Here is a 25302-nt window from a genome sequence, read left to right as displayed (position 1 = left end):
CGGTCTTCCCACGGTGACTGCGATCCTCCCCACGGACCCAAGGAGCCCTCATGACCTATGTGATCATGCACTTCTTCTCGACGGGCAAGGGTCCGGCCGGGTCCGCGCGCGGGCTGCTCGTGCTCAACCACGAGTACGTCGACCCGATCATGCTCTACCCCGAGGGTCCCACCCCGATGACCGCCGAGAAGGTCACCAAGGCCCTCCACGCCCACGGCGTGACCGTCATCGCCATCGAGCAGGCGGCCGACGGCTCCTGGAGCCAGGTCGACTCCGAGTTCAACCGGCGGGTGCACGGCAACACCCCGGTCGACTTCAGTGGTCCGGTCGGTGAGGACCACCCGGCACTCGCGGCCAACGGCCCGGCCCGCGGCACGCTCAACAACTGCTCCATGGGTCACACCCCGTGGGGCACCTTTCTGGCCTGCGAGGAGAACTGGAACGGCTACTTCGGCACGACCAGCGTCACCTGGACCGCAACCGCGGAGCAGAAGCGTTATGGCGTCGACAAGGTCGGCTTCGGCTACAACTGGCACCTGGCCGATCCCCGCTTCGACATCGCCGCGAACCCCAACGAGATCCACCGTTTCGGCTGGTGTGACGAGATCGACCCGCAGGCCCCGACCTCCACCCCGGTGAAGCGGACGTCGCTCGGACGGTTCAAGCACGAGGGGGCGCTGGTCACCGAGCCCAAGGGTCGCGTCGTGGTCTACAGCGGCGATGACCAGGAAAAGGAGTACATCTACAAGTTCGTCGGGGAGCGCCCCTGGCGCCACGAGCGGGCCCGGGGCGCCAGCCCCTTCGACAACGGTCACCTCTACGTCGCGAAGTTCCACGACGACGGCACCGGCGAATGGCTCCCCCTGGTGCACGGGGAGGGGGCCCTGACGGTGGCCAACGGGTGGGCCGACCAGGCCGATGTGCTGCTGCGGACCCGCTCCGCGGCCGACGCCCAGGGGGCCACGCCGATGGACCGCCCCGAGTGGATCACCGAGAACCCGCGCACCGGCGATGTCTACTGCACGCTCACCAACGGGTCGGGTCAGCACAACGCGGCCAACCCGCGGACGCCCAACCCCTATGGGCACATCATCCGCTGGCAGGAACGCCGCAACGACAAGACCGGCACCGCCTTCGACTGGGACCTCTTCGTCCTCGCCGGCGACCCGGCATACGACTCGCGCGTGACGATCAAGGGGGACAAGTACGGTTCCCCGGACGGGCTCTACTTCGACGCCGACGGGCGCCTGTGGATCCAGACCGACATCTCGAACAGCAGCCAGAACCTGGCTGCGAAGGGTTACGACGGCATCGGGAACAACATGATGCTCGCCGCTGACCCGCGCACCGGCGAGACCCGTCGGTTCCTCACCGGTCCACGCGGCTGCGAGATCACCGGCGTGGTGACGACGCCCGACCAGCGGACGATGTTCGTGAACGTCCAGCACCCGGGCGAGTCGACGACCGCGTGGGGCACACCGACGCCGGCCAACCCCCGCGCGGTCTCCAACTGGCCGGAGTTCGACCCGGCCGGTCGTCCCCGTCCCTCGACCGTCGTGATCCGGCGTCTCGACGGTGGTGTCATCGGCGCCTGAGCTCAGGCCTCGCATCGCCGGCATCCGCCGGAAGGGGACACGCCCCCAAGACGGTGAACCTCCTGGCGCGAGTGGTCTCGTCACTCCCTGCCCGCTGAATGCCGGACAATGGATCGGTCATGACTGCGCTCGCCACCACCTCCACCACCACCGCACCGGTCCTGCCGCCCCTGCACATCGGGCGGCATGTCATCGAGTCGCCGGTCGTGCTGGCGCCGATGGCCGGCATCACGAACCGAGCGTTCCGGCGGATCTGTCGCGAGTTCGGTTCGGAGGGCCTGGACGCCGGGGGCCTCAGCGGGGCGAGCAGCCTGTATGTGAACGAGATGGTGACCTCGCGAGCCCTCGTCGAGCGCAACGAGCTCACGATGCGGCTCATCTCGCACGGCCCCGAGGAGCGCCCGCGGTCGGTCCAGCTCTATTCGGTCGATCCGGTGACGGCCGGGCAGGCGGCGCGGATCCTCGTCAGCGAGGATCGTGCCGACCACATCGACCTCAACTTCGGCTGCCCCGTCCCCAAGGTGACCCGTAAGGGTGGCGGTTCGGCGATCCCGTGGAAGACCGAGCTCTTCCGTTCCATCGTGGCTTCCGTTGTGCGAGAGGCCGATCCGTATGCCGTGCCGGTCACCGTGAAGATGCGCGTCGGGATCGACGACGCACATGTGACCTACCTCGAGGCCGGTCGGATCGCCGAGGGGGAGGGCGCGGCAGCGGTCGCACTGCACGCGCGAACGGCCGCGCAGGCCTATTCGGGACAGGCCGACTGGTCGGCGATCGGGCGGCTCAGGGAGGCGGTCACGTCGGTGCCGGTGCTCGGCAATGGCGACATCTGGTCGGCCGAGGATGCGTTGCGGATGGTGGCCGAGACCGGGTGCGACGGTGTCGTCGTCGGGCGCGGCTGCCTGGGGCGCCCGTGGCTGTTCACCGATCTGGCCGCTGCCTTCGCGGGGTCCGACGTGCGGGTCCGGCCCGACCTGCGGACGGTGACGGACACGTTGCGGCGGCATGCGGCATACCTTGTCGACTTCTACGAGGACGAGGTCAAGGGCTGCCGCGACATCCGCAAGCACATCGCGTGGTATCTCAAGGGTTTCCCGGCGGGATCGTCCGTGCGCAACCAGTTGGCGTTGGTCGACTCGCTGCAGGCACTCGATGACCTCATCGGGACGATGGACCTGGACGCACCGTGGCCGGGGGAGGCTGCCGAGGGCCAGCGTGGGCGGGCCGGGTCGCCGCGGGTCGTGCACCTGCCGGAGGGGTGGTTGGACAGCCAAGAGCTGACCGACGTCCAGCGCGCGCTGGTGGCCCAGGCCGAACTCGACGTGTCCGGCGGCTGACCCGCAGCCCGCTTCCGGCCCGCTCACACACCCTCGGCCCGACAGTCGAGTGAGCAGAACACGCCGAGTCCGACTCGGCGCACACGGCGTGTTCTCCTCACTCGACTGTCCTCAGGGGTGGGCGCGGGAGAGGGCCTGCTCGAGGTCGTTGACGATGTCCTCGGGGTCCTCGAGACCGATCGAGAGGCGCAGGACATCCGCGTGGGGCTTGGCCTCTGCCGCGACCGGGCGGTGGGTGAGTGCCGCGGGGTGCTGGATGAGCGAGTCCACGCCGCCGAGGGACACGGCGTGCGTGATGAGCTCGCAGGAGGCCGCCACCGTGGCGGCGGCGTGGAAGCCACCCCGCACCGCGAAGGCCATCATGGCTCCGGGCCCACGCATCTGGCGGCCGACCAACCCGGCCGGGTCGTCCAGCCCGGGGTAGTGGACGGCGGAGATCGCCGGGTGGGCGCTCAGCCAAGCGGCCACCTTCTCCGCCCCGGCCTGAGCGGCACGCACCCGGACGGGAAGCGTCTGCAGACCCCGGTGGAACTCGTAGGCCGCCATCGGGTGCAAAAGACCACCGGTCAGGGCCCGGATCTGGCGCAGGCGCATCGCCCACTCGCCGGTCGTGGCCACGATCCCGCCGAGCAGGTCGCCGTGGCCACCGAGCGATTTGGTCGCCGAGTGCAGCACGAGGGTGGCGCCGTGGCGAATCGGGTTCTGCAACACGGGAGTCGCGAAGGTGTTGTCGACGAGGACGGGCACCTCGCCCGCCTGTGCCACGACGGCCTCGATGTCGACGAGGTCAAGGGTGGGATTCGCCGGGGACTCGAGGACGATCAGGCCTGTGTCGTCGGTGATTGCGGCAGCGACGGTGTCGGCCGTTGCCCAGGTGACTCGCGTGCCGAGCAGTCCCGTGGCCAGGACGTGGTCTGTGCCGCCGTAGAGCGGGCGCACGGCGACGACATGTGGTCGGCCGGCGGCCACGGTCGCGAGCAACGTGGCGCTCAGGGCGGCCATGCCGGAGGCGAAGGCGACCGATTCCTGCGCGCCCTCGAGGTCGGCCAGGGCGCGCTCGAAGCGGTCGACGTTGGGGTTCCACAGCCGCTGGTAGACCAGAGTGTCGACACCCTCGGGCCGCTGCCCGGTCGCGAGTTGCTCGTAGGCCTGGCCACCGGCCTCGACCTCCCCGATCGGGTAGGTGCTGGACAGGTCGATGGGCGGCACGTGGACGCCGAGGGCGCGCAGGTCCTCACGGCCGGCGTGGACGGCTCGGGTGTCGACGGTGGTCATGGCGGGTCCTCTCCGACGGGGGAGCGTCGTTGCTCCCGTGGCACCTGACCTCCAGTGCAGCGGATTCCTCGGACGTTCCGCCAGAGTCCCGGGGAAACCTCGATCAGTGGGCCGGTATGCCGTGGGCTTCCGCCGGTCTGAACGGTTACGCTCGACGCCATGCCGAGGAATCCTCAGTCCCGCCGCGACCTCCTGCCCGGGCCGCCGCCGGTCCGACCGCCGACACTCGACGAGGTCGACCTCGACCTGCTCCGGTTGCTGCAGACCGATGGTCGGCGTTCGGTGGCGGCACTCGCGCGCGATGTCGGGCTGGCGGAGTCGACCTGCGCGGGTCGGGTGCGTGCCTTGACCGAGCGCGGGATCGTGCGCGGGTTTGTCGCCGACATCGACGCGGCCAGCGTCGGCTTCGCGGTCGAGGCGATGGTGGCGATCCGCTTCAGTGGCCACGTCCGCACCCAGGTCGAGGCCTTCCGCGACGAGGTCGCCAAGGTGCCCGGCGTGCTCGCGCTCTACAACACCAGCGGCGGCAACGACTTCCTCGTCCACGTCGCAGCCACTGGCTCCGATGCCCTGCGCAACTTCGTCCTGGACCACCTGGCCAACCGGCCAGGTGTCGTCCACGCCGAGACCAGTCTGATCTTCGAAGCGACCCGGGGCGCCGGACTGCTCCCGGCCGGGAGGCAGCCATGAATGGGAGAGCGGACGCCATCTTCTTCACCGATGCCGCGCAGTGGCGCGCCTGGCTCGAGGCCAACCACGACAGCGCCACCGAGATCTGGATGGGCCTGAATGCCAAGCACGTCAGTCCGCGCGGCCTGACCTGGGACGAGGCGGTGCCGGAAGCACTCTGCTTTGGGTGGATCGACAGCAAGTCCGAGGGCATCGACGCCGACACGCGTCGCCAGCGCTGGACTCCCCGCAAGCCTGGAAGCACGTGGAGCCTGACCAACGTCGCGCACGTCGAGCGGCTCACCGCCCAGGGCCGCATGCACCCATCGGGAATCGCGGCCTTCGAGAGGCGGCGCGCGGACCGCACCGGAACCTACTCCTTCGAGCAGGACATCACCGATCTCGACGACGCGCGGCGGCAGCGACTGGAGACCAATCCGGCGGCCGCAGCGTTCTGGGCGATCGCGACCCCCGGCTACAAGAAGGCCGTCGCCCACTGGATCGTGAGCGCCAAGCAGGAGGCAACCCGCGACAAGCGCCTGGCCGAACTCATCGAGGACTGCGCCGCCGGACGCCTCGTCAAGTTCCAGCGGTATGGCACGCCTCCGGCGTGGGTGGCGCGGGCCGCTGCTGCGGCCGCTGGCGCCCAGGCCGCTGCAAGGATGGATTCGTGAGCCTGACACCTGAACCGTACAGCGCGTTCGACCGCCAGCGCTGGGTGGCCGAGGACCCGGCGCACAAGCGTGCCGATCGGGACGACTTCGCACGGGACCGAGCCCGTCTGGTGCACTCGGCTGCGCTGCGTCGCCTCGCCGCCAAGACCCAGGTGTTGGCCCCCGGGGACGACGACTTCGTCCGCAACCGGCTCACGCACTCCCTCGAGGTCGCCCAGATCGGTCGCGAGTTCGGCGCCGTGCTGGGATGCAATGCCGACGTCGTCGACAGTGCCTGTCTCGCGCACGACCTGGGCCATCCCCCCTTCGGTCACAACGGGGAGACCGCCCTGGACGCGCTTGCTGCCGACATCGGTGGCTTCGAGGGGAATGCCCAGACGTTGCGCATCCTCACGCGACTGGAGGCCAAGCGCACGCATCCCGACGGTTCTCCGGCCGGCCTCAATCTGACCCGGGCCACCCTCGACGCGACGACCAAGTACCCGTGGCGACGCGGTGAGGGTCCGAGTCCGACGCGCAAGTTCGGGGTCTACGAGGACGACCACGACGTCTTCGCGTGGTTTCGCGATGGTGTGCCCGCGGGCCATCGGTCCTTCGAGGCCGAGGTCATGGATTGGTCGGACGATGTGGCGTACTCCGTCCACGATGTCGAGGACGCGATTGCCTCCGGGAGGTTGGACCCGCGTGCGCTGCGCGACCCCGACGTCGTGGGCGCGGTGCTCGACGTCGCCCGGATCGCGTATGCCGCGGACCTCGCGGTCGCCGATCTGGGCTCGGCCCTCGAGCGGCTCCTCGCGACCGGAGCCGTGCCCGAGTCCTTCGACGGCTCACGCGGCGCCTTGGCCGGACTGAAGGACATGACCTCGCGGCTCGTTGGTCGGTTCGTGCGGTCGGTCGAGGAGGCGACTCGTGAGGCTCACGGTCAGGGCGCTCTCGTGCGTCACGAGGCCGACCTCATCGTCCCGGTCGAGGCCAGGGCCGAGTGTGCCGTCCTCAAGGCCGTGGCTGCCCACTTCGTCATGAACGTCCGGGCCAGACTCGAGGTCCAGGCAGGCGAACGGGAGGTCATCAACGCCCTCGTCGCGGCATACCGTGCCGACCCCGGGCGACTCGATCGCGACCTGCGCGCTGACCATGACGCCGCCACGAGCGAGGAGGAGGTGCTGCGGGTCGTCATTGATCAGGTGGCCTCGCTGACCGACACCCGGGCTCGCCACCTCCATCGCGCCTGGAGTTGACGTCGGGGGGAGCGCCTAGACTCGCCGCATACCCAAGGAGGGCGTCAGTGGCGGGTCGGATCAACGCCGAGGACGTGGCCACGGTCAAGGAGCGCAGCTCGATCGAGGACATCGTCCGCGAGCACGTGACCCTGCGCCCGGCCGGGATCGGGACCCTCAAGGGCCTGTGTCCCTTCCACGACGAGAAGACGCCGAGCTTCAACGTCCGGCCATCGCTGGGCACCTATCACTGCTTCGGATGCGGTGAGGGCGGCGACGTCATCTCCTTCGTCCAGAAGACCGAGCACCTGACCTTCACCGAGACCATCGAGCGACTGGCCGGCAAGCTCGGCATGGAACTGCGCTACGAGGACGGTGGGCCGCGCGGACGCGACGACGTCGGCACGGGCCGTCGTCAGCGACTGCTCGACGCGCATCGGGTGGCGGAGGAGTTCTATGGCGAGGTGCTGGCCGACATGTCGCGCGTCGACGCGCGCGCCGGTCGGGCCTTCCTGCGGGAGCGCGGCTTCAACGGGGCGAGCGCCGCGCAGTTCGGCGTCGGTTTCGCGCCGCGCGGCGGCGACGAGTTGGCCAGGCATCTGCGGGCCAAGGGATTCACCGAGGACGAACTCACGCTGGCGGGACTGTGCGCGAGGGGGAGTCGCGGTCTCTACGACAAGTTCCGCGGGCGCCTGCTGTGGCCGATCCGCGACATCACCGGCTCGACCGTCGGGTTCGGGGCACGGCGAATCTTCGACGACGACCGGATGCCGGCCAAGTACCTCAACACCGCAGAGACACCGATCTACAAGAAGAGCCAGGTGCTCTATGGCCTCGACCTGGCCAAGAAGGCCATTGCCAGTGAGCGGGAGGCCGTCATCGTCGAGGGCTACACCGATGTCATGGCGGCCCATTTGTCCGGGGTGAACGGCGCAGTCGCCACCTGTGGCACGGCCTTCGGGGTCGACCACATCAAGATCCTGCGCCGCATCCTGCGCGATGAGGCCGACCGGGCACCCGCGCGGGTCGTCTTCACCTTCGACGGTGACGCCGCGGGCCAGAAGGCGGCGATGAAGGCCTTCGGCGAGGACCAGCGCTGGGCTGCCCAGTCCTTCGTGGCGGTGGCCCCCGACGGCATGGACCCGTGCGAGTTGCGCCAGAGCAAGGGGCCGGAGGCGGTCAAGTCGCTCGTCGACGACGCCGTGCCGATGTTCGAGTTCGCCGTGCGTACCACGGTGCGGCGCTTCGACCTGGAGACCGCCGAGGGCCGAGTGCAGGCGATGAAGGCGGTCGCTCCCATCATCGGGGCGATCCGCGACACCGCGTTGCGACCGGAGTACATCCGGACGGTGGCCGGCTGGCTCGGCGTCGACATCGAGCAACTGCGCCAGGAGGTGGTCCGGGCCGGGCGCAAGGCGTCGGTCCCGACCCCCGACGGTGCCCGCGAGCGAGGGGGAGGCGAGCCCGCGGCATACCGAGGGGAGGGGGTGGCCGAGGAGGACGCCGTCGCGGCGGCTGCTGCGGCCGCGGTGGTGAGCCCGCCGGACCTGCGGGACCCGATCGTGCGAGCCGAGCGACAACTCCTCCAGGCGTTGCTGCAGTATCGGTCACGTTTCCCGGACGAGACGATCGCCGACATCCCGGTCGAGGCCTTCACTGCGCCCGCGCATGCCGCCGTCTTCGACGGCATCCGCACCATCGCCGGGGACGGCGTCAACCGGTCGAGCCAGGGGTGGGTGTCTGCGGTCACCGAGTCGGTGCCGCTGCCCGTGCGCGGTCTGGTGCAGGAGTTGAGCGTGGCACCCCTGCCCACGCGACTGGACCCTGAGTCCGGCCACCCGCCCCAGCGCTACCTTGACGCGCTGGTCATCGGCGTCCACGACTCCCACCTGAGCCGCCGCATCGCGGACGCGACGGCGACCCTGCGGCGCCTCCAACATGACCCGACAGGAGACCCGATCCGAATGGCGAGCATCACCACCGACCTGCATGCCCTCGAGTTGACCCGGGCCAGATTGCGTCAGGGGCAGTCGGCATGAGGTTGCGGTGGACCGGACTGCGTCGCACCCAGGCGCCTGCGAACGTCGTGGCCGCACTCGAGGGTGACCGGGCGCTGGACTGGGCGCTCGACACACGAACCGGGGAGGCCGTCGTCGCCGGCGTCGAGCGGCTCCACGTGGTGTCTGCGGCCGGCGGCGTGCGCCGGTCAATGCCCTGGCACCTGGTCGACAGCGGCCGATGGGATCGCGACACCTCGGCGCTCGTCGTGACCTTTGTCGACCGCTCACCGACCGAGACATGGACCTTCGATCTGGACTCGGAGTTCCCGATCAGTTTCCGGGCACGAGTACAGGCCTCGGTCGTGTTGGTCGAGGTGGTCGACCTTGGGACCAAGGGAAGCGCCCGAGTGGTGGTCCGCAAGGACCTGGCGACCCAGCGGCTGCTGACTCAGGCGGTGCTGGGCAAGGGCGTGCGGTCGACCGATCCCGGCGTCCGCGAGGCGCTCGATGCGGCCCTGGCCAACGTCAAGGAGCAGGTCGGTCTGGATTGATTCCGGGCGGTGGCACGGGGAACTCGGCCTCGAAATCGTCGTAGCTGCGGGGATCCTCGGACGGTTCCACGTGCGTGCTCAGGGTCAGGTCGGGAACCTCGTGCGCCAGCGCGGCCTCGATGTCCTCCACGAGGTCGTGACCCCGGGCGACCGTCCACGTGCCGGGGACGAGGACGTGCACGTCGGCGAAGGCGCGGTGGCCCGATGCGCGGGTCCGCAGCCCGTGAAAGGCGACCTCGTCGGTCGCGAAGCGCGCCAGGATCTGCGACACCCGGATGTTCTCCTCCTCGGGGAGAGCGGCATCCATCAGGCCGTGGGCCGACTCCTGCATGAGGCGCCACCCGGTCCAGATGATGTTGAGGCCCACGAGCAGGGCGACGATCGGGTCGAGGCGGTCAATGCCGGTGAGGGCCACCAGGCCGACGCCGGCGACGACGCCGGCCGACGTCCAGACGTCGGTGAGCAGGTGCTTGCCGTCCGCGACGAGTGTCACCGAACGGTGCTGGCGGCCGGCGCGCAGGAGCACCATGGCGACCAGGCCGTTGACGACCGAGGCCAGGACCGAGATGCCCAGGCCGATGCCGACGTTCTCCAACGGTTGGGGCTCGATGATGCGCTGGATGGCGCTCCAGATGATGAAGGCCGCGGCGACGAAGATCATCGTGCCCTCGGCTGCGGCCGAGAAGAACTCGGCCTTGGTGTGCCCGTAGTGATGCGTCTCGTCCGCCGGTCGAGCGGCGATGCGCAGTGCGAAGAGGGCTCCGATGGCAGCGACCAGGTTCACCGTCGACTCGGCGGCATCGGACAGCAGGCCGACCGACCCGGTCATCCACCACGCGCCGGTCTTGAGGACGATGGTGGCCAGCGCCGCGGCGATCGACAGCCATGCGAACCGCTGGAGCTTCGAGCGGTCGGCCAAGGGAGCCGGCCCGGGCGTCGGGGTGCTGTTCACCTGGCCATCCTGCCAAGGCAGGCTCCTCGTCGGCAGCCAAGGGTTGGCTTGCCCGCTGCCGTTTCGTGCCACGCCCCACGTTTTGCTATGGTTTCCCAGCGCCACGCGGTCCCGACCGCGAGGACTTTCCTCCATAGCTCAATTGGCAGAGCAGCCGGCTGTTAACCGGCAGGTTCTTGGTTCGAGTCCAAGTGGGGGAGCGCGGCCGAAGGGCCCGGATCCAGTGGATCCGGGCCCTTCGTCCTTGTGTCCGGCAGGTTGGTTGGTATGCCGTCGTCGCGCCGGACGCAGTGGTCACCACCCGGGGTCGTTGCGGCGCTCCTTGGCGCTCTCGATCGCGCTCTCGATCGTCTCCTCGGCGCCGGCCACCACCGCCCGCGTGCCGGCAGCCGCCGGTCCACCGGGCTCGGCGCCACCTTGGACGATGGTCGGCATCGCGTTGGTGACCTTGCCGGCCGTGGTGCCGCGCCGCTTGAGCCGACGCTCGACCCACGTGGCGAGCTTGGTCATCGCGTAGTTGAGGAGGATGAAGAGCAACGCGGCGACGAGGTAGGCCGGCACGGTGTTGCCGTAACTGGACCCGAGCGTCTTGGCCCACGTGAGGAGTTCCGGGTAGGTGATCTGAACGCCGAGCGCGGTGTCCTTGAGGACCACGACGAACTGGCCGATGAGCGCCGGCAGCATCGCCGTGAGCGCCTGGGGAAGCTGGATGGCACGCAACGTCTGCTGCGGGGTGAGGCCGATCGACAGGCCGGCCTCGCCCTGGCCCTTGGGCAGCGAGTGCACACCGGATCGCACGAGCTCGGCGATGACCGACCCGTTGTAGAGGGTCAGGGCAATGACGACCGCGAAGAGGGGGCGCCAGTCCGCCGGCAATGTCTCGGCCTTCGCGAAGTACCCGAAGAAGAGGAAGATCATCATGATCAGCACGGGCACGGCACGGAAGAACTCGACGACGGCACCAGCCGGCCAACGAATCCACTTGTTCTCCGAGAGCCGACCCATGCCGAGCAGCAGGCCGAAGAGGCCGGCGAAGACGACCGAGAGCAGGGCGGCCTTGATCGTGTTCCACAGGCCGACGAGCAGGTAGTCGACCCAGACCGACTTGTCCGTGACGAACGGCTCCCAGAGGGCTGGCTCGAGCTGCCCAGCCTGGCGCATCTTGCCGATGACCACCCAGAGCCCGGCGAGAGCCAGGAGCGCGCCGATGACGGTGAGGATCAGGTGACGGGTGCGGGCCTTGGGACCCGGTGCGTCGAAGAGGACCGAAGCGCTCATCGGGCCATCACCTCTTCACCGCGAGGCGACGCGAGAGGCTGGTCCCGAAGACGCCGAGCGGGAGCGTCAGGACGACGAACACCATCGCGACCATGAAGAAGATGCCGAGCTGGGCGCCCTCGTTCTCGGTGATCTCCTGGAGGAGACCGGCGATGTCCGTGACGCCGATGACGGCGGCGACCGTGGTGTTCTTGATCAAGGCGATGTAGGTCGAGACCAGTGGCGCGACGGCACCCCGGAATGCCTGCGGCAGCAGGACCTGCGAGAGCGACTGGCTGAAGGTCAGCCCGATCGAGCGGGCCGCCTCGGCCTGCCCGGCCGGCACGGTGTTGATGCCCGAGCGCAGCGCCTCACAGATGAAGGCGGCGTGGTAGAGCGAAAGCATCGCCACAGCCCACCAGTAGGCGTTGCGGGCGAAGTCGTCGCTGAACGAGAGCCCGAGGATGAAGGCGAGGCCCAGCACGCTCATGACGAGCAGCACGGTCAGCGGCGTGTTGCGGAAGATGTTGACGTAACTCGTGCCGAGGCCACGCAGCACGGCCACGGGGGAGACGCGCATGATCGCGACGATCGTGCCGATGACCGTGGCACCGATCGCCGACAGGACCGCGAGCTGGATCGTCGTCCAGATCGCGCCCCACACGTCATAGTTCTTGAGGAGCTCGCCCATCGGCTCTCCTTCGCGGATCGGGGGTGGGGAGGTATGCCGCGCGCCCGAGGTGGGCGCGCGGCATACCTCTCACGGGGTGCAGGTCAGGCGCAGGCGGCCGGGGTGGGCGGGTTCTGGTCGGACGGCTTGTAGCCCGCCGGACCGAAGTTCTTCTGGACCGCCTTCTCCCAGTCACCGTCCTTGATCATCTTGTTGATCGCGTCGGTGACCTTCGTGCACATCTCGGTGTCGCCCTTCTTCAGGCCGATGCCGTAGTTCTCCGTGGAGAAGGTCTGGCCGACGACCTTGAGCTTGCCCTTGAACTGGTCCTGGGCTGCGAAGCCGGCGAGGATGGTGTCGTCGGTCGTGACCGCGTCGACGGCCTTGGAGACCAGGCCGGCCACGCACTCGGAGTAGGTCGCGAACTCCTGGAGATTGACGCCCGGGATCTCGTCCTTGACCTTCTGGGCAGGGGTCGATCCCTTGACCGAGCAGAGCTTCTTGCCGTCGAGGTCGGCCTTGCCCTTGATGGCGGACTCGTCGGCGCGGACGAGCAGGTCCTGGCCGGCGATGAAGTACGGACCGGCGAAGGAGACCTGCTCCTTGCGCTTGTCGGTGATCGAGTAGGTCGCGACGATCATGTCGACCTGGCCGGAGGAGAGCAGGGTCTCGCGCTGGGCGGAGACGGCCTGGACCCACTCGATGTCGCCGGCGTTGGAGCCGAGCTCCTTGGCGACATAGGTGGCGACGTCGACGTCGAAGCCCGACATCTCGGTGCCCTTCTTGAGGCCGAGGCCGGGCTGGTCGAACTTGGTGCCGATCTTGATCTTCTTGCCGGTGGGGGCGTCGGCGCTGGCGCTGCCACTGGAACCCGAGCCCGAGCCGCTGTCCGAGCTGCCACAGGCGGCGAGCCCGAGAGCGATGGCCGCGGCGGCGGTCACGGCCCCGATGCGACGTGCGTTCATGTGTGTTTCCTCCTGTGGTGTGGTCGACGGCCGCTTGAGCCCGCCGGCTTGTCCTCGAACGGTGTTCGTGGTCAGTGGGTGAGGATCTTGCCGAGGAAGTCCTTGGCCCGATCGCTCTTGGGGTTGGTGAAGAACTCCTCGGGGGTGGCCTGCTCGACGATCTGGCCGTCGGCGAGGAAGACCACGCGCTGGGCGGCCTTGCGGGCGAAACCCATCTCGTGGGTGACGACGACCATGGTCATGCCCTCCTTGGCGAGCGTGACCATGACGTCGAGGACCTCGTTGATCATTTCGGGGTCGAGGGCCGAGGTCGGCTCGTCGAAGAGCATGACCTTGGGGTCCATCGCCAGCGAGCGGGCGATCGCCACCCGCTGCTGCTGGCCACCGGAGAGCTGGGCGGGGTACTTGGCGGCCTGGTGGGCGACGCCGACCCGCTCGAGCAGCTCCATCGCGCGCTTCTCGGCCTGCGCCTTGGGGGTCTTGCGGACCTTGATCGGGCCGAGCGTGACGTTCTCGAGGATCGTCTTGTGCGCGAAGAGGTTGAAGGACTGGAAGACCATGCCGACGTCCGCGCGCAGGTCGGCCAGCGCCTTGCCCTCCTGCGGGAGCTCCTTGCCGTCGATGGTGATCGAGCCGGCCTCGAAGGTCTCGAGGCGGTTGATCGTGCGGCAGAGCGTGGACTTCCCGGAGCCCGAGGGGCCGATCAGGATGACGACCTCGCCCTTGCCGATCTCGAGGTTGATGTCCTTGAGGACGTGCAGGTCGCCGTAGTGCTTGTTGACGTCCTTCATCACGACGAGGGGCTCACTCATGGCGTGGAACCTATCGTGACTTGGCCCACGTGGGGGAGTGCGCGGCAGGTGTTGACCCAATTGATACGTGGGGGTTGTCCGGATCCGTGGGGTGTGTCGGGCTTGAACCGACGACCGACGGATTATGAGGGCGAAGTGGGCGGAGAGTGGAGCGCATGGTCGGCGGCTCTTGGTGAGGTCAGTCGGGACTCCCCAACGGCCAAGCAGTCGCCCGTGAGCAGGGCCAACTCGGTGGCCGGCGTCGGCGAACGGTCCTGAGAGCTCGCCGGCCGAATAGCTCTGCGCGTGGTTTTTGGGACTGACTCGTCTGGGGGAGTGGGGAGTGGGGAGTGCGCGGAGGGCGCGAAGCGCCCGTAGCGCGGGCCCCCGCGCCGGCGCGCCGGAGGCGCGCCTTGAACCAGTAAGGAAAGTTCTCACGGCGCTCCGACGGACTTGCTGGATGTTCATTTACATGCCGATGAGCGCGCACGACCCGGCCATGCCCGCGTGCGGGCCCACTCGACCATGTGACCTTGCCGCACAGATATAGTGCTAGTACGATCAGCATCATGAAGTGGACGATCGACCATTCGTCACCGCAGCGCCTCCAAGACCAGGTAGCCGCCTCCATCGTCCGCGGCCTGAACACAGGCGAGCTCTCCGTTGACGAACAACTGCCGCCGGCCGCCGAGCTCGCGGCAGCGCTGTCTGTGGACCGCAACACCGTCCTGGCCGGCTATCGGCAGCTGAGAGATGCCGGCGTCCTGGAGTTCCGGCGTGGACGCGGCGCGCGCATCGCAGCTACAGCCACACCGAACGGCCTCGCCCCTGTCCGTGACGCGGTGAGAGAAACCATCGACCTAGCCAAGCGGTATGGGCTAGGAACGTCCGACGTCATCAACCTGGTCAAGGAGCTGTCATGACTGCCACCGTGTACACCGGGCGCGCCACCAACTGGCTGGGCGTCATTGTCAGCGGCCTGCTGCTCGTTCCGCTTCTGGGAATCACCGCTACCAACTCCGTCGACACCACCGTCGTGCTCGTCGGAGTGTTGGCCCTGATCGGCCTACTGGCAGAGGTGGCGACGGCCTCCGACGTGCGCGCCACCTGCGGACGGCAGGGCGTGAGCTTCTATTGGGGTTTCGCCGGCTGGCCCCGAGCGAGCTACCGACTCGACGACATTGCGGAAGCCACGATCGCCACCATCCCTTGGTGGGCCGTGAGCTACGGCCTGTGGTGGACCCCTTGGAGAACCGTGTGCACGGTACGCAGCGGTCCCGCACTGCGGCTGCGCCTACACAGTGGCCGCACGGTGACGGTCACTGTGCCCGATCCGCACGCCGCGCTGGCCGCCCTTCGCAGCGCCAGCACGAGCGCCTAGATTCCCCACCCAACCTCGGCCGTCCGATCATGCCGCAGATCGCGCCGATTGTCGGCGTCCCGTTCGAGGTACCAGCCGGCTCGGTGGTGGCGTGGCTCAGGCGACGGCGACCGCTGTTCGCTTCGCTGCGCGGCGGGCACTGAGCCGGGCGCCGAGTACTACCAGGCCGGAACCGACCGCGATGATCACCAAGTTCACCAGGCCGTACCCCCAGAGCTCGCTGTTGCTGTATTCGACTGGGAAAGAAGTCGGCGAAGGGCCGAAGGCGACCGGCGGGTTGTCGGCCATCCAGTCCAACAGGACTCCGACGCTCTGGTAAGAGAACACGATCGCGTCGAGCGCCAAGTAGGTGACGATGGCGATGCCTCGGTTCTTGAGGAAGTAGCCGATAGGGAGCGCGAAGAGGACGGTGAAGATGACGTTCATCAGTTACTCCTGAGGTCGTGGCTGCTGATGACACCCAGCGTCGCCGTCGCCCGCAGCAGGCCACATCAGGGAAAACGCCGCACCTGCCTTTGGTGGTGGCACTGAGGATGCGAACTGCCGATCGCTGGCACGATGCCGGTATGCGGCCCCGGACGGTGCGATTGCTGACCGGACTCGCGACGCTCGCGGTCCTCGCCAGCGCCGCGTACGTCGCTGCGCTCGGGGACTGGGCGACGGCCAGCGTATGCGCGGCCTGTACCTTCGCTGTCGCCGTCGGATGGGTGATCGTGCGACACGACCCGACCTCCCCGGTGGGTCCGGCACTCGCATGGACGACGGCGCCGATCGCCCTGGTCACCGCGCACGTGGGGCCGCTTGCCGAGCTGCCGTGGTCGAGCGGAGCGTGGCCTCTGAACCTGGCCGGCCTGCTGGTGCTGATGCTCGTGTTTCCGGACGGCGCGTCGAATGGGACGCTCTGGCGAACTGTGCCATGGGTGTTCGGCAGCGCGACCCTGGGCATGCTCGCCGTTCAGTGGGGCGCCCGTCAGGTCGATGGGGAGGTCGTTGGCGGACCGGACGCGGTATGGGTGCCCTGGGTGGCGGTGGCGTCGCTCATTGCGATCGGGTTCTCCATGGTCCTGGCCGCGGTGTCCCTGGTGGTGCGCTATTGGCGGGGCACCCGCCGGACCCGGCAGCAGATCCGGTGGCTGCTGCTGGCGGGGATCGTGGTGGTCGCGCTCCTCGCCGGGGGGTGGGTCGCTGAGGTGCTCGGGGCGTCTCTCAACGCGGCGTACACCCCGTTCCTGGTGGCGATCGTGGTGCTGGTTCCGATCGCTGTCGGCCTGGCGATTGTTCGATACGACCTCTTCGACGTGGACCGCCTCCTGACCGGTGCAACCGCATGGCTGGTGACTGTGGTGGTCTCGGCCGCCGTCTTCGGGGCCGCGGTGTACGGCCTGAGCCAGGCGGTCTCGGCCGGCACTGGACTGACGAGCAGTGTCGCCGCATTCATCACAGCGCTCACGCTGCTGCCCGTGCAGCGGCACGTCGCCCAATGCGTGGGGCGAGTCGTTGACCGTGACCGGCACGTGGCAGTGGCTGAGGTCGAGAGGTTCGCCGCCGACGTCCGCGCCGGGCGGCGTCAACCTGAGGAGGTCGAGGCGGTGCTGCGCAAGGTCCAGGACGACCCGGACCTCGTCGTGTACCTTGCACGACCCGACGGCAACTGGACCCGGCTCGACGGCGCACCGGTCGCCGAACCGCCGGACGGCATCGGGATCGAGGCCGGGGGCGACGTGATTGCGAGGGTGTCGCTGGGCTGGGACTCAGCCCGCGCACGACGCCGGATCGACGACGTCGCCAAGGCTGCCTGGGTTCCTCTCGAGGTGACCCGTCTGCGGCTGGTCCTGCGCGAGGCGCTCACCGAGACCGAGGCCAGCCGGCACCGGCTCGTCGATGCCTCAGCGGCCGAGCGCCGCAGGCTCGAGCGGGACCTGCACGACGGCGCCCAGCAGCGCATCGTGGCCACCGGGATGCGGCTCCGGCTCCTCCAGCAACACCTGCCCACCGATCAGGCCGCCGAGGTCGATGCGGCCGTTGCAGAGCTCCAAGGCACTGTCGACGAGCTGCGCCGGATCGCCCAGGGCGTCCGTCCGGTCCTGCTCGACGACGGACTAGCCGCCGCGCTCGCGGCGGTGAAGTCGTCCTCTCCGATCCCGTTCGTCCTGACCGTTGGCGACCTGCCCCTGGTCAGCGAGGCCCGAGCGCTCACGGCGTATCTCGTCGTCACCGAAGCGGTCGCGAACGTGCTCAAGCACGCAGGCGCCTCGCGCATCAGCGTCACCGTCGCCGCACGCCAGGACTGGCTGGCGGTCGAGGTCGTGGACAACGGCGTCGGCGGTGTGGCCGCGAACGCCCCTCTTACGGCTCTGCGGGACCGCATCGTCTCGGTCGGCGGCACGCTGGGCATCAGGGCCACGCCGGGCGGCGGTACCACGATTCAGGCGCTGATCTGAGTGCGCGTCGTGGTGGCAGACGACTCGGTGCTGTTCCGAGAGGGGCTCGTGCGCCTGCTTGTCGAGAAGGGCCACGAGGTGCTCGACGCCGTCGGCGACGCCACCGCGCTGCAGGAGGCGGTCGAACGGAACCAGCCAGATCTGGCCGTCATCGACGTGCGGATGCCGCCCGCGATGGAGTCTGACGGCGCCAAGTCGGCCGCCGCACTCCGCGCGCGCCACCCCGGACTCGGGCTCCTGCTCCTCAGCTCGCACATCGAGCTGCACCACGTACTGCCGCTCGTTGGGACACCCGGCTTCGGCTACCTGCTCAAAGACCGCGTGCTCAACCTGGCCGACTTCACAGCCGCCGCAGAGCGCGTTGCGACCGGGGGCAGTGCGCTGGACCCGGCGGTGGTGCAGGCCCTCGTGCTCACCCGGGCAGGGTCGGCCCTTGATGACCTGACCGAGCGTGAGCTCGACGTCCTCGGCCAGGTCGCCGAGGGCCTGTCGAACACAGCCATCGCCCAGAAGCTCGTCGTCTCCGAGCGGACCGTCGAGGCTCACATCCGCTCCGTGTTCACCAAGCTCGGTCTCTCCGACGAAGGGACCAACCGCCGCGTCCTGGCCGTGCTGCGCTACCTCGAGGCGCACTGACCCAACGACCGGCGCGGGAAGGACCCATCGACCATCCGGGCGGTCCTTGACCCCCGAACCGGCGCGCGATCCAGTCCCGTGAAAGGAGCCGGGGCTCCAAGTCGACGGACGTGGCGGGTTCTGCACCGACAAAGGTGACAAGGAGCAGAGTGCGGACGACAAGCTCAACTCATGGAGCTTCGCCGCGCTCGACAGTTAGCGATCCGGCACCCTCTTCTGCCGCGGTTGGCGTGACTCGAAAGGGCAAGACGGGCGCACAGAAGGTCACTAGCGTCGTGCAGCGAGATGACTGTGCGCGCCCCCTCGAAAGGTTGGCACCGCCGCTTCAAGGTCGGGCCGTTGATCCTGGCTGGTGGGGCCGCGGTGCTTCTAGGGGTCTTGGCCGAGGTGCTCGGCTACCTGCCCCATCCATGGGAGTACCTGTCCCAGCTTGCCTACCCATGGCTGGCTGGTGCGTTCTTCCGCGGGATGGTCGCCTCGTCGTGGGTGCTCGGTGATGTTCCCGGGTGCGGGTTCGTCGCCACGGGACTGGCCGCGAACACGGCGTTCAAGTGGGTGGTCTCGGGGCATGACGCAGTCCGCCCGATGCTGGAGCACGAGTCGCCGTGGTGGCTGGCGGCCACGCTGGTCCTAGGGTCCGGCTTCGGCGCCGCAGGGTGGCTGCACGCCTACGGCGACCGGTGGGCCGATACTGTCGCAGCGGCGGTGCTCCCGGGTAGCGGTGCCGTCGAGGTCGCCGCCATCCTCGCCGGCGTGCTTCCCTGGGGTGCCTTGGTGGCGACGGTGGTCGCGGTCCTCACCGTGTCCAGCGCGCTGATTTTCGCGACCCATCTTCGCGGACCACGTCTGTCACGGCTCGTGGACACCTAGGCGTCCTGACCCACACGACTGAATGAGGTTGACATTCGCACTCATTTGGCGCATTTAAACTTCGCTTGCACAGTGCTAGCATGGATTCATGACCACCTTATATATCCGGGACGTCTCGGAGGATGTCGCCGAAACCCTCAAGGAGCGGGCCGCGGCGGAGGGCAAGTCCCTGTCGGCCTACGTCGGCGCCGAGTTGACCAGGATCGCGACCCGACCGACGAACGCTCAGGTCGTGGCGCGACTACGTGAGCGCGACCGGTCCGCCGGCCCCACCGCCGACGAGATCCTCGAGGCGGTCCGGGCCGGCCGACGGTGATCGTGATCGATGCCTCGGCGATGGTTGAGGGCCTGGTCGGTCGGGACATCGAGCCTGAGCTCCTGAATGGTCTATCCGGCGACCTAGACGCCCCTCACCTACTGGACGTCGAAGTCATCTCCGTGCTGCGCGGCCTCGAGCGCGGCCACAAACTGGCTCAGGCCGTGGCCGAGCAGGCACGCAATGACCACTTCGCGTTCACGATCACCCGCCACGCCCTGGAGCCGTTCGCTGAGCGAATATGGCAGCTCCGCCACCAGTTCACCGCCTACGACGCGTCCTACCTCGCACTGGCTGAGGCGCTGGGCGTACCGCTGTACACCTGCGACGCCAAGCTCGCAGCCAGTGGCCACACGGCAGAGGTCAGAGTCGTCTCCCGAAGCCACTGAGATCGGCTGAAGCCTCTACGGGAGTTGCCGCGGTCCGTGCGTGCGTCATTTCGGCGTCGAGCCGCCTACGGCCCAAACAGCGCCTCATGACGGACCTGGCGGTCACGCCTTCGTGGCAGCGGACACGTCAACGCAGCCGACTCCCTTGTTGCCGTCCTGGTCGGCGATCACGGTGAGCGACGGCGCGTCGCTGTCATCGACAACGGTCCCGCCCGCGGCGACGGCGGCGGCGATTCGTTTCTCGGCCACCTCGGGTGCCACATAGACCTCGGTGTGGAACCGCAAAACCGATGCATCGCCCTCTTCGACCTCCCCGAACCACCGTGGCAGCGCTGACCTGCGGAAACGTCTGGTGGGGTGTGTCGGGCTTGAACCGACGACCGACGGATTATGAGTCCGCTGCTCTGACCGACTGAGCTAACACCCCGCGAAGCACCGTGAGCCTACCTTTCGCGCCTCCCGGGCGTGGTCTCTGGTGCGGAGGGGGCCCGTGAGGCACAATCGTGCTCTCGGGACGCGTGCGTCCCGTGAGTCAAGCCACAACGGCACCCCTCCGTGCCCACACACGCAAGCACACGGCATACGCCCTCCGTATGCCGCGCGGCGGCCGCACCGAGACCGCCCACCATCACGCGCACTGGCGTTGGGGAAGACGTCCCTTGCACGTGAAGGAGGCCAGGATGTCGACGCCGCACACCCGGGGAGTGGTGTTCATCCACTCGACCCCTGCTGCGCTGTGCCCCCACATCCAGTGGGCGCTCGAGGCTGCCCTCGGTCACCGAGTCCAGGTGGAGTGGGTCAAGCAACCGGCCGCCCCCGGCCTCATGCGTACCGAGTTCACCTGGCACGGACCGGCGGGCACAGGCGCGCGGATCACATCGGCCTTCCGGGGCTGGGACAACCTGCGTTACGAGGTGACCGAGGACCCGAGCCCGGGCAACGATGGCTCGCGTTGGCAGCACACGCCCAACCTGGGCGTCCACCACGCGACGATGTCGGCCTCTGGCGACCTGCTCATCGGGGAGAACCACCTGCGCGAGGTCATGAAACTTGCACAGGGCTCCGGCGAGGCCTTCGGCGACATGGTCGACGAACTCCTGGGCCGCGACTGGGACGCCGAGTTGGACCCCTTCCGTCACGCCGGCGAAGGCGCGCCGGTGCGCTGGCTGCACAAGGTTGGCTGAACACCCAACTTCCGCGTCACGCAGAAGTTGGGTGTTCGCGCGGGGTCAGTAACTCTTGATCACCAGGGCCACGTTGTGGCCGCCGAAGCCGAAGCTGTTGTTCAGCGCGGCGATGTCACCGGCGGGCAGGTCACGCGGGGTGTCCCGCACGACGTCGAGGCTGATGGCGGGGTCGAAGTCGACGATGTTGATCGTGGGCGGGGCGATGCGCTCGGCGATCGACTTGGCGGTGATGACGCCTTCCAGGGCGCCGGCCGCGCCGAGCAGGTGACCGGTCATGGACTTCGTGCCGGAGACAGCCATGCCGTCGGCCGCGTCACCAAAGGCGCGCCGGATCGCGTTCGCCTCGGCAACGTCACCGACCGGGGTCGAGGTGGCGTGCGCGTTGACGTGGATGATGTCGGCGGGGGTCAGGCCAGCCCGTTCCACCGCCTCGACCATCGCCCGAGAGGCCCCTGCACCCTCGGGCTCCGGCGCGGTGATGTGGTGGGCATCAGCGCTCATGCCGATGCCAGCGAACTCGGCGTAGATCCGGGCACCACGGGCCTTGGCGTGCTCCTCGGACTCCAGCACGAGGACACCGGCGCCCTCGCCCATGACGAAGCCGTCGCGGCCGGTGTCATAGGGGCGCGAGGCATGTGTGGGGTCGTCGTTGCGGGTCGAGAGGGCCTGCATCTGGCAGAAGCCGGCGAAACAGATCGGGTGGATGGCGGCCTCGGTGCCCCCCGCGATCGCGATGTCGGCGCGCCCCGCGCGGATCATCTCGTAGGCCGTGCCCATCGACTCCGCACCCGAGGCGCAGGCGGAAACGGTCGTGTGGGCCCCGGCGCGCGCGCCGAAGTTGAGCGACACGGTGCCGGAGGGGGAGTTGGGCATGAGCATGGGGACGGCGAGCGGGAAGACCCGGCGAACGCCCTTCTCACGCAGGATGTCCCACTGCCCGAGCAGCGTGTGCAGACCGCCCATGCCGGTGCCGATCGCGACCCCGAAGCGGATCGGATCGACATCGGGGGCGCCGGCGTCGGCCCAGGCGTCCTTGGCGGCGACCATCGCATATTGCGTCGACGGGTCCATCCGTCGGCACTCGACCTTGGAGAGAACCTCCTCGGGGGAGGTGTGCAGCAGGGCGGCGAACTTCGCCGGCATCTCGAACTCTTCGACCCACGGAAAGTCCATCGTCCGCATCCCTGACCGCCCGGCCAACAGGCCGTCCCAGGTGTCGGCGAAAGAGCCGCCCAAGGGGGTCGTGGCTCCGAGGCCGGTGATGACGACGCGACGTGCGCTGCTCATGGGTTCTCGTTTCGTCTGCCGTGGGGTGCGGCGTGGTCAGTCGTATGCCGTGGTGCCGGGCCTGGTGTCCAGCGTGCCGTGCGTGGTGCTCGCTACGGCGCAGTAAGTGCGGCGATCGCGACACTTACTGCGCCGTAGCGCGAGAGCGGGCGGTGCGGTGTCAGCCCTGGGACTTCTGGATGAAGGAGACGGCGTCACCGACGGTCTTGAGGTTCTTGACCTCTTCGTCGGGGATGCGGACGCCGAACTTCTCCTCGGCGTTGACGACAATCGTCATCATCGAGAGGGAGTCGATGTCGAGGTCCTCGGTGAAGGACTTGTCCAACTGGACGTCGCCCTGGTCCAGGCCGGTCTCCTCGTTGACAATCTCGGCAAGACCCTCGAGGATCTCCTGCTCGCTTGCTGCCATGTGCCTTACTCCTTCGTGTGAATTCGACTGTTGCGGTTGGCCTTTGGTGACCCGCCGGCCGCGCGGGAACTCTGGGGTCAGGGGATGACGACGACCTGCGCGGCATACGCGAGGCCGGCCCCGAAGCCGATCTGGAGGGCGAGGCCGCCGCGTGGGATCTCCCCGTGGCGCACCATCCGCTCCATCGCCAACGGAATCGAGGCGGCGGAGGTGTTGCCGGTGTAGGCGATGTCCCGAGCGACCGGGATGTCCGGCGGCAACTTGAGCTGCTTGATCATCGCGTCGATGATCCGGACGTTGGCCTGGTGGGGGATGAAGGCATCGAGTTGATCGGCCGTGATGCCCGCGGCGTCGAGCGCGCGCTGCGCCACCGGGGCCATCCCCCAGACCGCCCACCGGAAGACCGTCTGCCCGGCCATGCCGATCGTCGGCCAGCCGAGGTCCTTGGCGTGCACGTCGATCCAGCTCTCGCGCTGCGAGATCGCGTCCCACTGGGCACCGTCGGATCCCCAGACGGTCGGGCCGATGCCGGGGGAGTCCGAGGCGCTCACCACGGCCGCGCCGGCTCCATCGCCGAAGATGAAGGCGGTGCCGCGATCCTTGGGGTCGGTGAAGTCGGAGAGCCGCTCGACGCCCAGGACCAGGACGTTGTCGGCCTGGCTCGTGCGCACCATGTCGGAGGCCAGCGCGATGCCATGGCAATAGCCGGCGCAGGCGGCGGAGATGTCGAAGGCCGCACCCTTGCTGCCGAGCCGCTCGGCGAGCAGTGGTGCGGCCGCCGGTGTCTGGTAGGGCCAGGTGACCGTGGCCATGATGACCGCGTCGAGGTCCTTGCCCTCGATGCCCGCCATCTCCAGGGCGGGCTGCGCAGCCCACTCGGTCATCTCGATGATGCCCTCGTCGGGACCGGCGAAGCGACGCTCGATGATGCCCGAGCGCTCGCGGATCCACTCATCGGAGGAGTCGATCAGGTCGACGATCTCGGCGTTGGGGACGACCCGCTTCGGGCGATAGCCACCGATCCCACTGATCCTCGAGTGACGGACCGGTGCGCCGCCACTCAGTGCGCCGGCAAAGCCCTTGGACTCGACGCTCATGCGTGCTCCTCGATCATCGTGCGGGCGGCCTCGAGGTCGTCCGGGGTCTTGACGGCCAGGGTCTGGACGCCCTTGAGTCCGCGCTTGGCGAGCCCGACAAGGGTGCCCGACGGCGGCAGTTCGATCAGGCCGGTGACGCCGAGTTCGGCCAGGCGTTCCATGCACAGGTCCCAGCGGACGGGGTTGCTCACCTGCGAGACGAGGCGGGAGAGCACCTCGGCGCCATCGTCGACGACGGCACCGTCTCGGTTGGAGACGACCGGCACGTTGGCGCGGTGGGTCGCCAGACGGGTGGCCGCGGCGGCCAGGTCCGCGACGGCCGGGGCCATGTGCTCGGTGTGGAAGGCGCCGGCCACCTTGAGGGGGATGACCCGGGCCTTGGTCGGCGGGGCGTCGACGAGGACCTGAATCTGGTCGAGAGTCCCGGCGGCCACGATCTGGCCGGCGCCGTTGTTGTTGGCCGGGGTCAGGCCGGCGGCGGCGATGGCCGCGAGCACCTCGACCGGGTCACCACCCAGGACGGCGCTCATGCCGGTCGGTGTCGCCGCGCTCGCTTGGGCCATACCGCGACCGCGCAGCGCGACGAAGGTCATCGCGTCCTGGGCCGAGAGCACGCCGGCAGCAGCCGCTGCGGTGATCTCACCGACCGAGTGTCCGGAGATCGCCCCGGCCCCGCCGAGGCGGCCGGCGTCCTCGCCCTGACCGAACAGGGCCATGGTGGCGGCGATGCCGGCGCCCACGATCAGCGGCTGGGCGACGGCCGTGTCCTTGATGGTGTCCTCGTCGCTGGTCGTGCCGTGCGTGATGAGATCGGTCGAGGCCGCCTCGGAGAGCGCGCCCAGCAAGTCGCGCAGGCCGGGCACCTCCAGCCACGGGGCGAGGAAGCCTGGGGTCTGGGAGCCCTGTCCGGGGCACACGATCGCCAACACCCCTCCAGAGTGGCGCATCCGAGGGGCTTGTGTCGCGCCGGACGCACACAGACTTCAGCGCACCGCTCTTGTGGGAATCCCACAAATGATCAGGGTCGCCCCACGGCCTGGCCGGGCGACTTCCGGGCGTCGTCCAAGCGACCCCAGAGCAGGGAGAGACGAGCAGTCAGGGCATCGTGGGGGTCGGCCAGATCCAGGCCCGTCTCGCGGGTGATCGCCCCGAGCCGGTAACGCACCGTGTTGGCGTGGACGAAGAGGGCACGAGCCGTGCCCTCGACTCCCTGACCACCTTCGAGATAGGCGGCTGCGGTCTCCCAGAGGTGCGGTGACTGCTGCAGTGTCCGGTGCACCCGGCTGACCAGCGCGCTGCGCGCGGGGGCGTCCCCGAGGAGGGCGCGCTCCGCGAG

The 25302-nt window shown here is 68.9% G+C and carries 27 protein-coding genes, 2 tRNA genes and 1 pseudogene; 16 read left to right on the top strand and 14 right to left on the bottom strand.

The window, feature by feature from the left end:
- Nucleotides 1-50: 50 nt before the first annotated feature.
- Together BN10_RS10235 and dusB are read left to right on the top strand one after the other, a co-directional pair.
- Entirely contained in the window at nucleotides 51-1595 is a 1545-nt protein-coding gene (locus BN10_RS10235; protein WP_010851169.1) for a PhoX family protein, read from the top strand.
- A gap of 119 nt (nucleotides 1596-1714) precedes the next feature.
- Complete coding sequence (gene dusB, locus BN10_RS10230) at nucleotides 1715-2932, top strand: tRNA dihydrouridine synthase DusB (RefSeq protein WP_010851168.1); 1218 nt, start codon at nucleotides 1715-1717, stop codon at nucleotides 2930-2932.
- Between the two features lie 111 nt (nucleotides 2933-3043).
- Here dusB and BN10_RS10225 read toward each other — a convergent pair whose 3' ends face one another.
- Complete coding sequence (locus BN10_RS10225; protein ID WP_010851167.1) at nucleotides 3044-4207, bottom strand: trans-sulfuration enzyme family protein; 1164 nt, start codon at nucleotides 4205-4207, stop codon at nucleotides 3044-3046.
- Between the two features lie 159 nt (nucleotides 4208-4366).
- Here BN10_RS10225 and BN10_RS10220 point away from each other — a divergent pair, with 159 nt between their 5' ends.
- Genes BN10_RS10220 through BN10_RS16895 form a run of 5 tightly spaced genes read left to right on the top strand, consistent with a single transcriptional unit; the run spans nucleotide 4367 to nucleotide 9318 of the window.
- Nucleotides 4367-4897: an Lrp/AsnC family transcriptional regulator gene (locus tag BN10_RS10220; protein ID WP_010851166.1), complete on the top strand. Its 531-nt coding sequence runs from the start codon at nucleotides 4367-4369 to the stop codon at nucleotides 4895-4897.
- The gene (locus tag BN10_RS10215; RefSeq protein WP_010851165.1) at nucleotides 4894-5550 is read left to right on the top strand and encodes a YdeI/OmpD-associated family protein; all 657 of its coding nucleotides are present in this window, start codon (nucleotides 4894-4896) and stop codon (nucleotides 5548-5550) included. The genes BN10_RS10220 and BN10_RS10215 overlap by 4 nt, the downstream gene beginning before the upstream one ends.
- The gene (locus BN10_RS10210) at nucleotides 5547-6788 is read left to right on the top strand and encodes a deoxyguanosinetriphosphate triphosphohydrolase (protein ID WP_051369670.1); all 1242 of its coding nucleotides are present in this window, start codon (nucleotides 5547-5549) and stop codon (nucleotides 6786-6788) included. The genes BN10_RS10215 and BN10_RS10210 overlap by 4 nt, the downstream gene beginning before the upstream one ends.
- A 47-nt stretch (nucleotides 6789-6835) precedes the next feature.
- Entirely contained in the window at nucleotides 6836-8806 is a 1971-nt protein-coding gene (dnaG, locus tag BN10_RS10205) for a DNA primase (protein WP_010851163.1), read from the top strand.
- Entirely contained in the window at nucleotides 8803-9318 is a 516-nt protein-coding gene (locus BN10_RS16895; RefSeq protein WP_010851162.1) for a hypothetical protein, read from the top strand. Before dnaG ends, BN10_RS16895 begins: the two co-directional genes overlap by 4 nt.
- Here the strand turns inward: BN10_RS16895 and BN10_RS10195 are convergent.
- Nucleotides 9293-10270, bottom strand: a complete 978-nt coding sequence (locus BN10_RS10195) for a cation diffusion facilitator family transporter (RefSeq protein WP_010851161.1) — start codon at nucleotides 10268-10270, stop codon at nucleotides 9293-9295. The two genes, BN10_RS16895 and BN10_RS10195, sit on opposite strands and share 26 nt — an antisense overlap.
- 127 nt (nucleotides 10271-10397) lie before the next feature.
- On the opposite strand from BN10_RS10195, the gene BN10_RS10190 reads away from it, so the two are divergent.
- A tRNA-Asn gene (locus tag BN10_RS10190) sits at nucleotides 10398-10470 on the top strand.
- A 94-nt stretch (nucleotides 10471-10564) separates the two neighbouring features.
- Here the strand turns inward: BN10_RS10190 and BN10_RS10185 are convergent.
- The 4 genes from BN10_RS10185 to BN10_RS10170 all read right to left on the bottom strand — a co-directional run bounded on the left by BN10_RS10185 (nucleotide 10565) and on the right by BN10_RS10170 (nucleotide 13974).
- The gene (locus BN10_RS10185; protein ID WP_010851160.1) at nucleotides 10565-11548 is read right to left on the bottom strand and encodes an amino acid ABC transporter permease; all 984 of its coding nucleotides are present in this window, start codon (nucleotides 11546-11548) and stop codon (nucleotides 10565-10567) included.
- 7 nt (nucleotides 11549-11555) lie between these two features.
- On the bottom strand, nucleotides 11556-12218 hold the full coding sequence (locus tag BN10_RS10180) for an amino acid ABC transporter permease (protein ID WP_010851159.1): 663 nt from the start codon (nucleotides 12216-12218) through the stop codon (nucleotides 11556-11558).
- A gap of 83 nt (nucleotides 12219-12301) precedes the next feature.
- Nucleotides 12302-13162, bottom strand: coding sequence for a glutamate ABC transporter substrate-binding protein (locus BN10_RS10175; RefSeq protein ID WP_010851158.1), 861 nt, complete (start codon nucleotides 13160-13162; stop codon nucleotides 12302-12304).
- A 71-nt stretch (nucleotides 13163-13233) separates the two neighbouring features.
- Nucleotides 13234-13974 (bottom strand): amino acid ABC transporter ATP-binding protein, encoded by a 741-nt coding sequence (locus tag BN10_RS10170; RefSeq protein WP_010851157.1) that lies wholly within the window; start codon nucleotides 13972-13974, stop codon nucleotides 13234-13236.
- Nucleotides 13975-14522: 548 nt separating this feature from the next.
- On the opposite strand from BN10_RS10170, the gene BN10_RS10165 reads away from it, so the two are divergent.
- Nucleotides 14523-14876 carry a GntR family transcriptional regulator gene (locus tag BN10_RS10165; RefSeq protein WP_010851156.1) on the top strand — a complete coding sequence of 118 codons (354 nt, stop codon included), beginning with the start codon at nucleotides 14523-14525 and terminating at the stop codon, nucleotides 14874-14876.
- Nucleotides 14873-15334, top strand: a complete 462-nt coding sequence (locus BN10_RS10160; RefSeq protein ID WP_010851155.1) for a hypothetical protein — start codon at nucleotides 14873-14875, stop codon at nucleotides 15332-15334. The genes BN10_RS10165 and BN10_RS10160 overlap by 4 nt, the downstream gene beginning before the upstream one ends.
- Nucleotides 15335-15430: 96 nt before the next feature.
- Here the strand turns inward: BN10_RS10160 and BN10_RS10155 are convergent, their stop codons facing one another.
- Entirely contained in the window at nucleotides 15431-15760 is a 330-nt protein-coding gene (locus BN10_RS10155; protein WP_010851154.1) for a hypothetical protein, read from the bottom strand.
- A 140-nt stretch (nucleotides 15761-15900) separates the two neighbouring features.
- On the opposite strand from BN10_RS10155, the gene BN10_RS15770 reads away from it, so the two are divergent.
- The 5 genes from BN10_RS15770 (at nucleotide 15901) to BN10_RS10130 (ending at nucleotide 19986) form a co-directional block, all read left to right on the top strand.
- The gene (locus BN10_RS15770; RefSeq protein ID WP_048548146.1) at nucleotides 15901-17775 is read left to right on the top strand and encodes a sensor histidine kinase; all 1875 of its coding nucleotides are present in this window, start codon (nucleotides 15901-15903) and stop codon (nucleotides 17773-17775) included.
- Between the two features lie 9 nt (nucleotides 17776-17784).
- Nucleotides 17785-18411 carry a response regulator transcription factor gene (locus tag BN10_RS10145; RefSeq protein ID WP_010851152.1) on the top strand — a complete coding sequence of 209 codons (627 nt, stop codon included), beginning with the start codon at nucleotides 17785-17787 and terminating at the stop codon, nucleotides 18409-18411.
- Nucleotides 18412-18696: 285 nt separating this feature from the next.
- Nucleotides 18697-19281: a DUF6518 family protein gene (locus tag BN10_RS10140; RefSeq protein WP_010851151.1), complete on the top strand. Its 585-nt coding sequence runs from the start codon at nucleotides 18697-18699 to the stop codon at nucleotides 19279-19281.
- 88 nt (nucleotides 19282-19369) lie between these two features.
- Nucleotides 19370-19597 (top strand): FitA-like ribbon-helix-helix domain-containing protein, encoded by a 228-nt coding sequence (locus BN10_RS10135; RefSeq protein ID WP_010851150.1) that lies wholly within the window; start codon nucleotides 19370-19372, stop codon nucleotides 19595-19597.
- A 2-nt stretch (nucleotides 19598-19599) separates the two neighbouring features.
- The gene (locus tag BN10_RS10130; RefSeq protein WP_233354302.1) at nucleotides 19600-19986 is read left to right on the top strand and encodes a type II toxin-antitoxin system VapC family toxin; all 387 of its coding nucleotides are present in this window, start codon (nucleotides 19600-19602) and stop codon (nucleotides 19984-19986) included.
- A gap of 102 nt (nucleotides 19987-20088) precedes the next feature.
- Here BN10_RS10130 and BN10_RS10125 read toward each other — a convergent pair.
- Nucleotides 20089-20328, bottom strand: a pseudogene (locus BN10_RS10125) (VOC family protein); the annotation flags it as partial.
- An 8-nt stretch (nucleotides 20329-20336) separates the two neighbouring features.
- Nucleotides 20337-20413, bottom strand: a tRNA-Ile gene (locus BN10_RS10120).
- A gap of 253 nt (nucleotides 20414-20666) precedes the next feature.
- On the opposite strand from BN10_RS10120, the gene BN10_RS10115 reads away from it, so the two are divergent.
- On the top strand, nucleotides 20667-21170 hold the full coding sequence (locus tag BN10_RS10115; protein WP_010851147.1) for a DUF3145 domain-containing protein: 504 nt from the start codon (nucleotides 20667-20669) through the stop codon (nucleotides 21168-21170).
- A 45-nt stretch (nucleotides 21171-21215) separates the two neighbouring features.
- Here the strand turns inward: BN10_RS10115 and fabF are convergent, their stop codons facing one another.
- The 5 genes from fabF to BN10_RS10090 all read right to left on the bottom strand — a co-directional run.
- Entirely contained in the window at nucleotides 21216-22460 is a 1245-nt protein-coding gene (gene fabF / locus BN10_RS10110) for a beta-ketoacyl-ACP synthase II (protein WP_010851146.1), read from the bottom strand.
- Nucleotides 22461-22620: 160 nt separating this feature from the next.
- The gene (locus BN10_RS10105; RefSeq protein WP_010851145.1) at nucleotides 22621-22869 is read right to left on the bottom strand and encodes an acyl carrier protein; all 249 of its coding nucleotides are present in this window, start codon (nucleotides 22867-22869) and stop codon (nucleotides 22621-22623) included.
- Between the two features lie 77 nt (nucleotides 22870-22946).
- Nucleotides 22947-23966, bottom strand: coding sequence for a beta-ketoacyl-ACP synthase III (locus tag BN10_RS10100; protein WP_010851144.1), 1020 nt, complete (start codon nucleotides 23964-23966; stop codon nucleotides 22947-22949).
- The gene (locus BN10_RS10095; RefSeq protein ID WP_010851143.1) at nucleotides 23963-24895 is read right to left on the bottom strand and encodes an ACP S-malonyltransferase; all 933 of its coding nucleotides are present in this window, start codon (nucleotides 24893-24895) and stop codon (nucleotides 23963-23965) included. The genes BN10_RS10100 and BN10_RS10095 overlap by 4 nt, the downstream gene beginning before the upstream one ends.
- 89 nt (nucleotides 24896-24984) lie before the next feature.
- Nucleotides 24985-25302, bottom strand: a 318-nt coding sequence (locus tag BN10_RS10090) for a helix-turn-helix domain-containing protein (RefSeq protein WP_040751441.1), incomplete at its 5' end; no start/stop codon positions are given.

The sequence above is a fragment of the Phycicoccus elongatus Lp2 genome (assembly GCF_000367525.1).
Taxonomy (GTDB): Bacteria; Actinomycetota; Actinomycetes; order Actinomycetales; family Dermatophilaceae; genus Phycicoccus_A; species Phycicoccus_A elongatus.
Note: the sequence above shows the minus strand (reverse complement) of the source record. Positions and strands in the feature narration are given on the sequence as shown.

What these genes read in the sequence shown, in the direction of transcription:
- BN10_RS10235 (WP_010851169.1), top strand. Translation starts at nt 51, where the DNA reads ATGACCTATGTGATCATGCACTTCTTCTCGACGGGCAAGGGTCCGGCC.
- dusB (WP_010851168.1), top strand. Translation starts at nt 1,715, where the DNA reads ATGACTGCGCTCGCCACCACCTCCACCACCACCGCACCGGTCCTGCCG.
- BN10_RS10225 (WP_010851167.1), bottom strand. Translation starts at nt 4,207, where the DNA reads ATGACCACCGTCGACACCCGAGCCGTCCACGCCGGCCGTGAGGACCTG.
- BN10_RS10220 (WP_010851166.1), top strand. Translation starts at nt 4,367, where the DNA reads ATGCCGAGGAATCCTCAGTCCCGCCGCGACCTCCTGCCCGGGCCGCCG.
- BN10_RS10215 (WP_010851165.1), top strand. Translation starts at nt 4,894, where the DNA reads ATGAATGGGAGAGCGGACGCCATCTTCTTCACCGATGCCGCGCAGTGG.
- BN10_RS16895 (WP_010851162.1), top strand. Translation starts at nt 8,803, where the DNA reads ATGAGGTTGCGGTGGACCGGACTGCGTCGCACCCAGGCGCCTGCGAAC.
- BN10_RS10185 (WP_010851160.1), bottom strand. Translation starts at nt 11,548, where the DNA reads ATGAGCGCTTCGGTCCTCTTCGACGCACCGGGTCCCAAGGCCCGCACC.
- BN10_RS10180 (WP_010851159.1), bottom strand. Translation starts at nt 12,218, where the DNA reads ATGGGCGAGCTCCTCAAGAACTATGACGTGTGGGGCGCGATCTGGACG.
- BN10_RS10175 (WP_010851158.1), bottom strand. Translation starts at nt 13,162, where the DNA reads ATGAACGCACGTCGCATCGGGGCCGTGACCGCCGCCGCGGCCATCGCT.
- BN10_RS10170 (WP_010851157.1), bottom strand. Translation starts at nt 13,974, where the DNA reads ATGAGTGAGCCCCTCGTCGTGATGAAGGACGTCAACAAGCACTACGGC.
- BN10_RS10165 (WP_010851156.1), top strand. Translation starts at nt 14,523, where the DNA reads ATGAAGTGGACGATCGACCATTCGTCACCGCAGCGCCTCCAAGACCAG.
- BN10_RS10160 (WP_010851155.1), top strand. Translation starts at nt 14,873, where the DNA reads ATGACTGCCACCGTGTACACCGGGCGCGCCACCAACTGGCTGGGCGTC.
- BN10_RS10155 (WP_010851154.1), bottom strand. Translation starts at nt 15,760, where the DNA reads ATGAACGTCATCTTCACCGTCCTCTTCGCGCTCCCTATCGGCTACTTC.
- BN10_RS15770 (WP_048548146.1), top strand. Translation starts at nt 15,901, where the DNA reads ATGCGGCCCCGGACGGTGCGATTGCTGACCGGACTCGCGACGCTCGCG.
- BN10_RS10140 (WP_010851151.1), top strand. Translation starts at nt 18,697, where the DNA reads ATGACTGTGCGCGCCCCCTCGAAAGGTTGGCACCGCCGCTTCAAGGTC.
- BN10_RS10135 (WP_010851150.1), top strand. Translation starts at nt 19,370, where the DNA reads ATGACCACCTTATATATCCGGGACGTCTCGGAGGATGTCGCCGAAACC.
- BN10_RS10115 (WP_010851147.1), top strand. Translation starts at nt 20,667, where the DNA reads ATGTCGACGCCGCACACCCGGGGAGTGGTGTTCATCCACTCGACCCCT.
- fabF (WP_010851146.1), bottom strand. Translation starts at nt 22,460, where the DNA reads ATGAGCAGCGCACGTCGCGTCGTCATCACCGGCCTCGGAGCCACGACC.
- BN10_RS10105 (WP_010851145.1), bottom strand. Translation starts at nt 22,869, where the DNA reads ATGGCAGCAAGCGAGCAGGAGATCCTCGAGGGTCTTGCCGAGATTGTC.
- BN10_RS10100 (WP_010851144.1), bottom strand. Translation starts at nt 23,966, where the DNA reads ATGAGCGTCGAGTCCAAGGGCTTTGCCGGCGCACTGAGTGGCGGCGCA.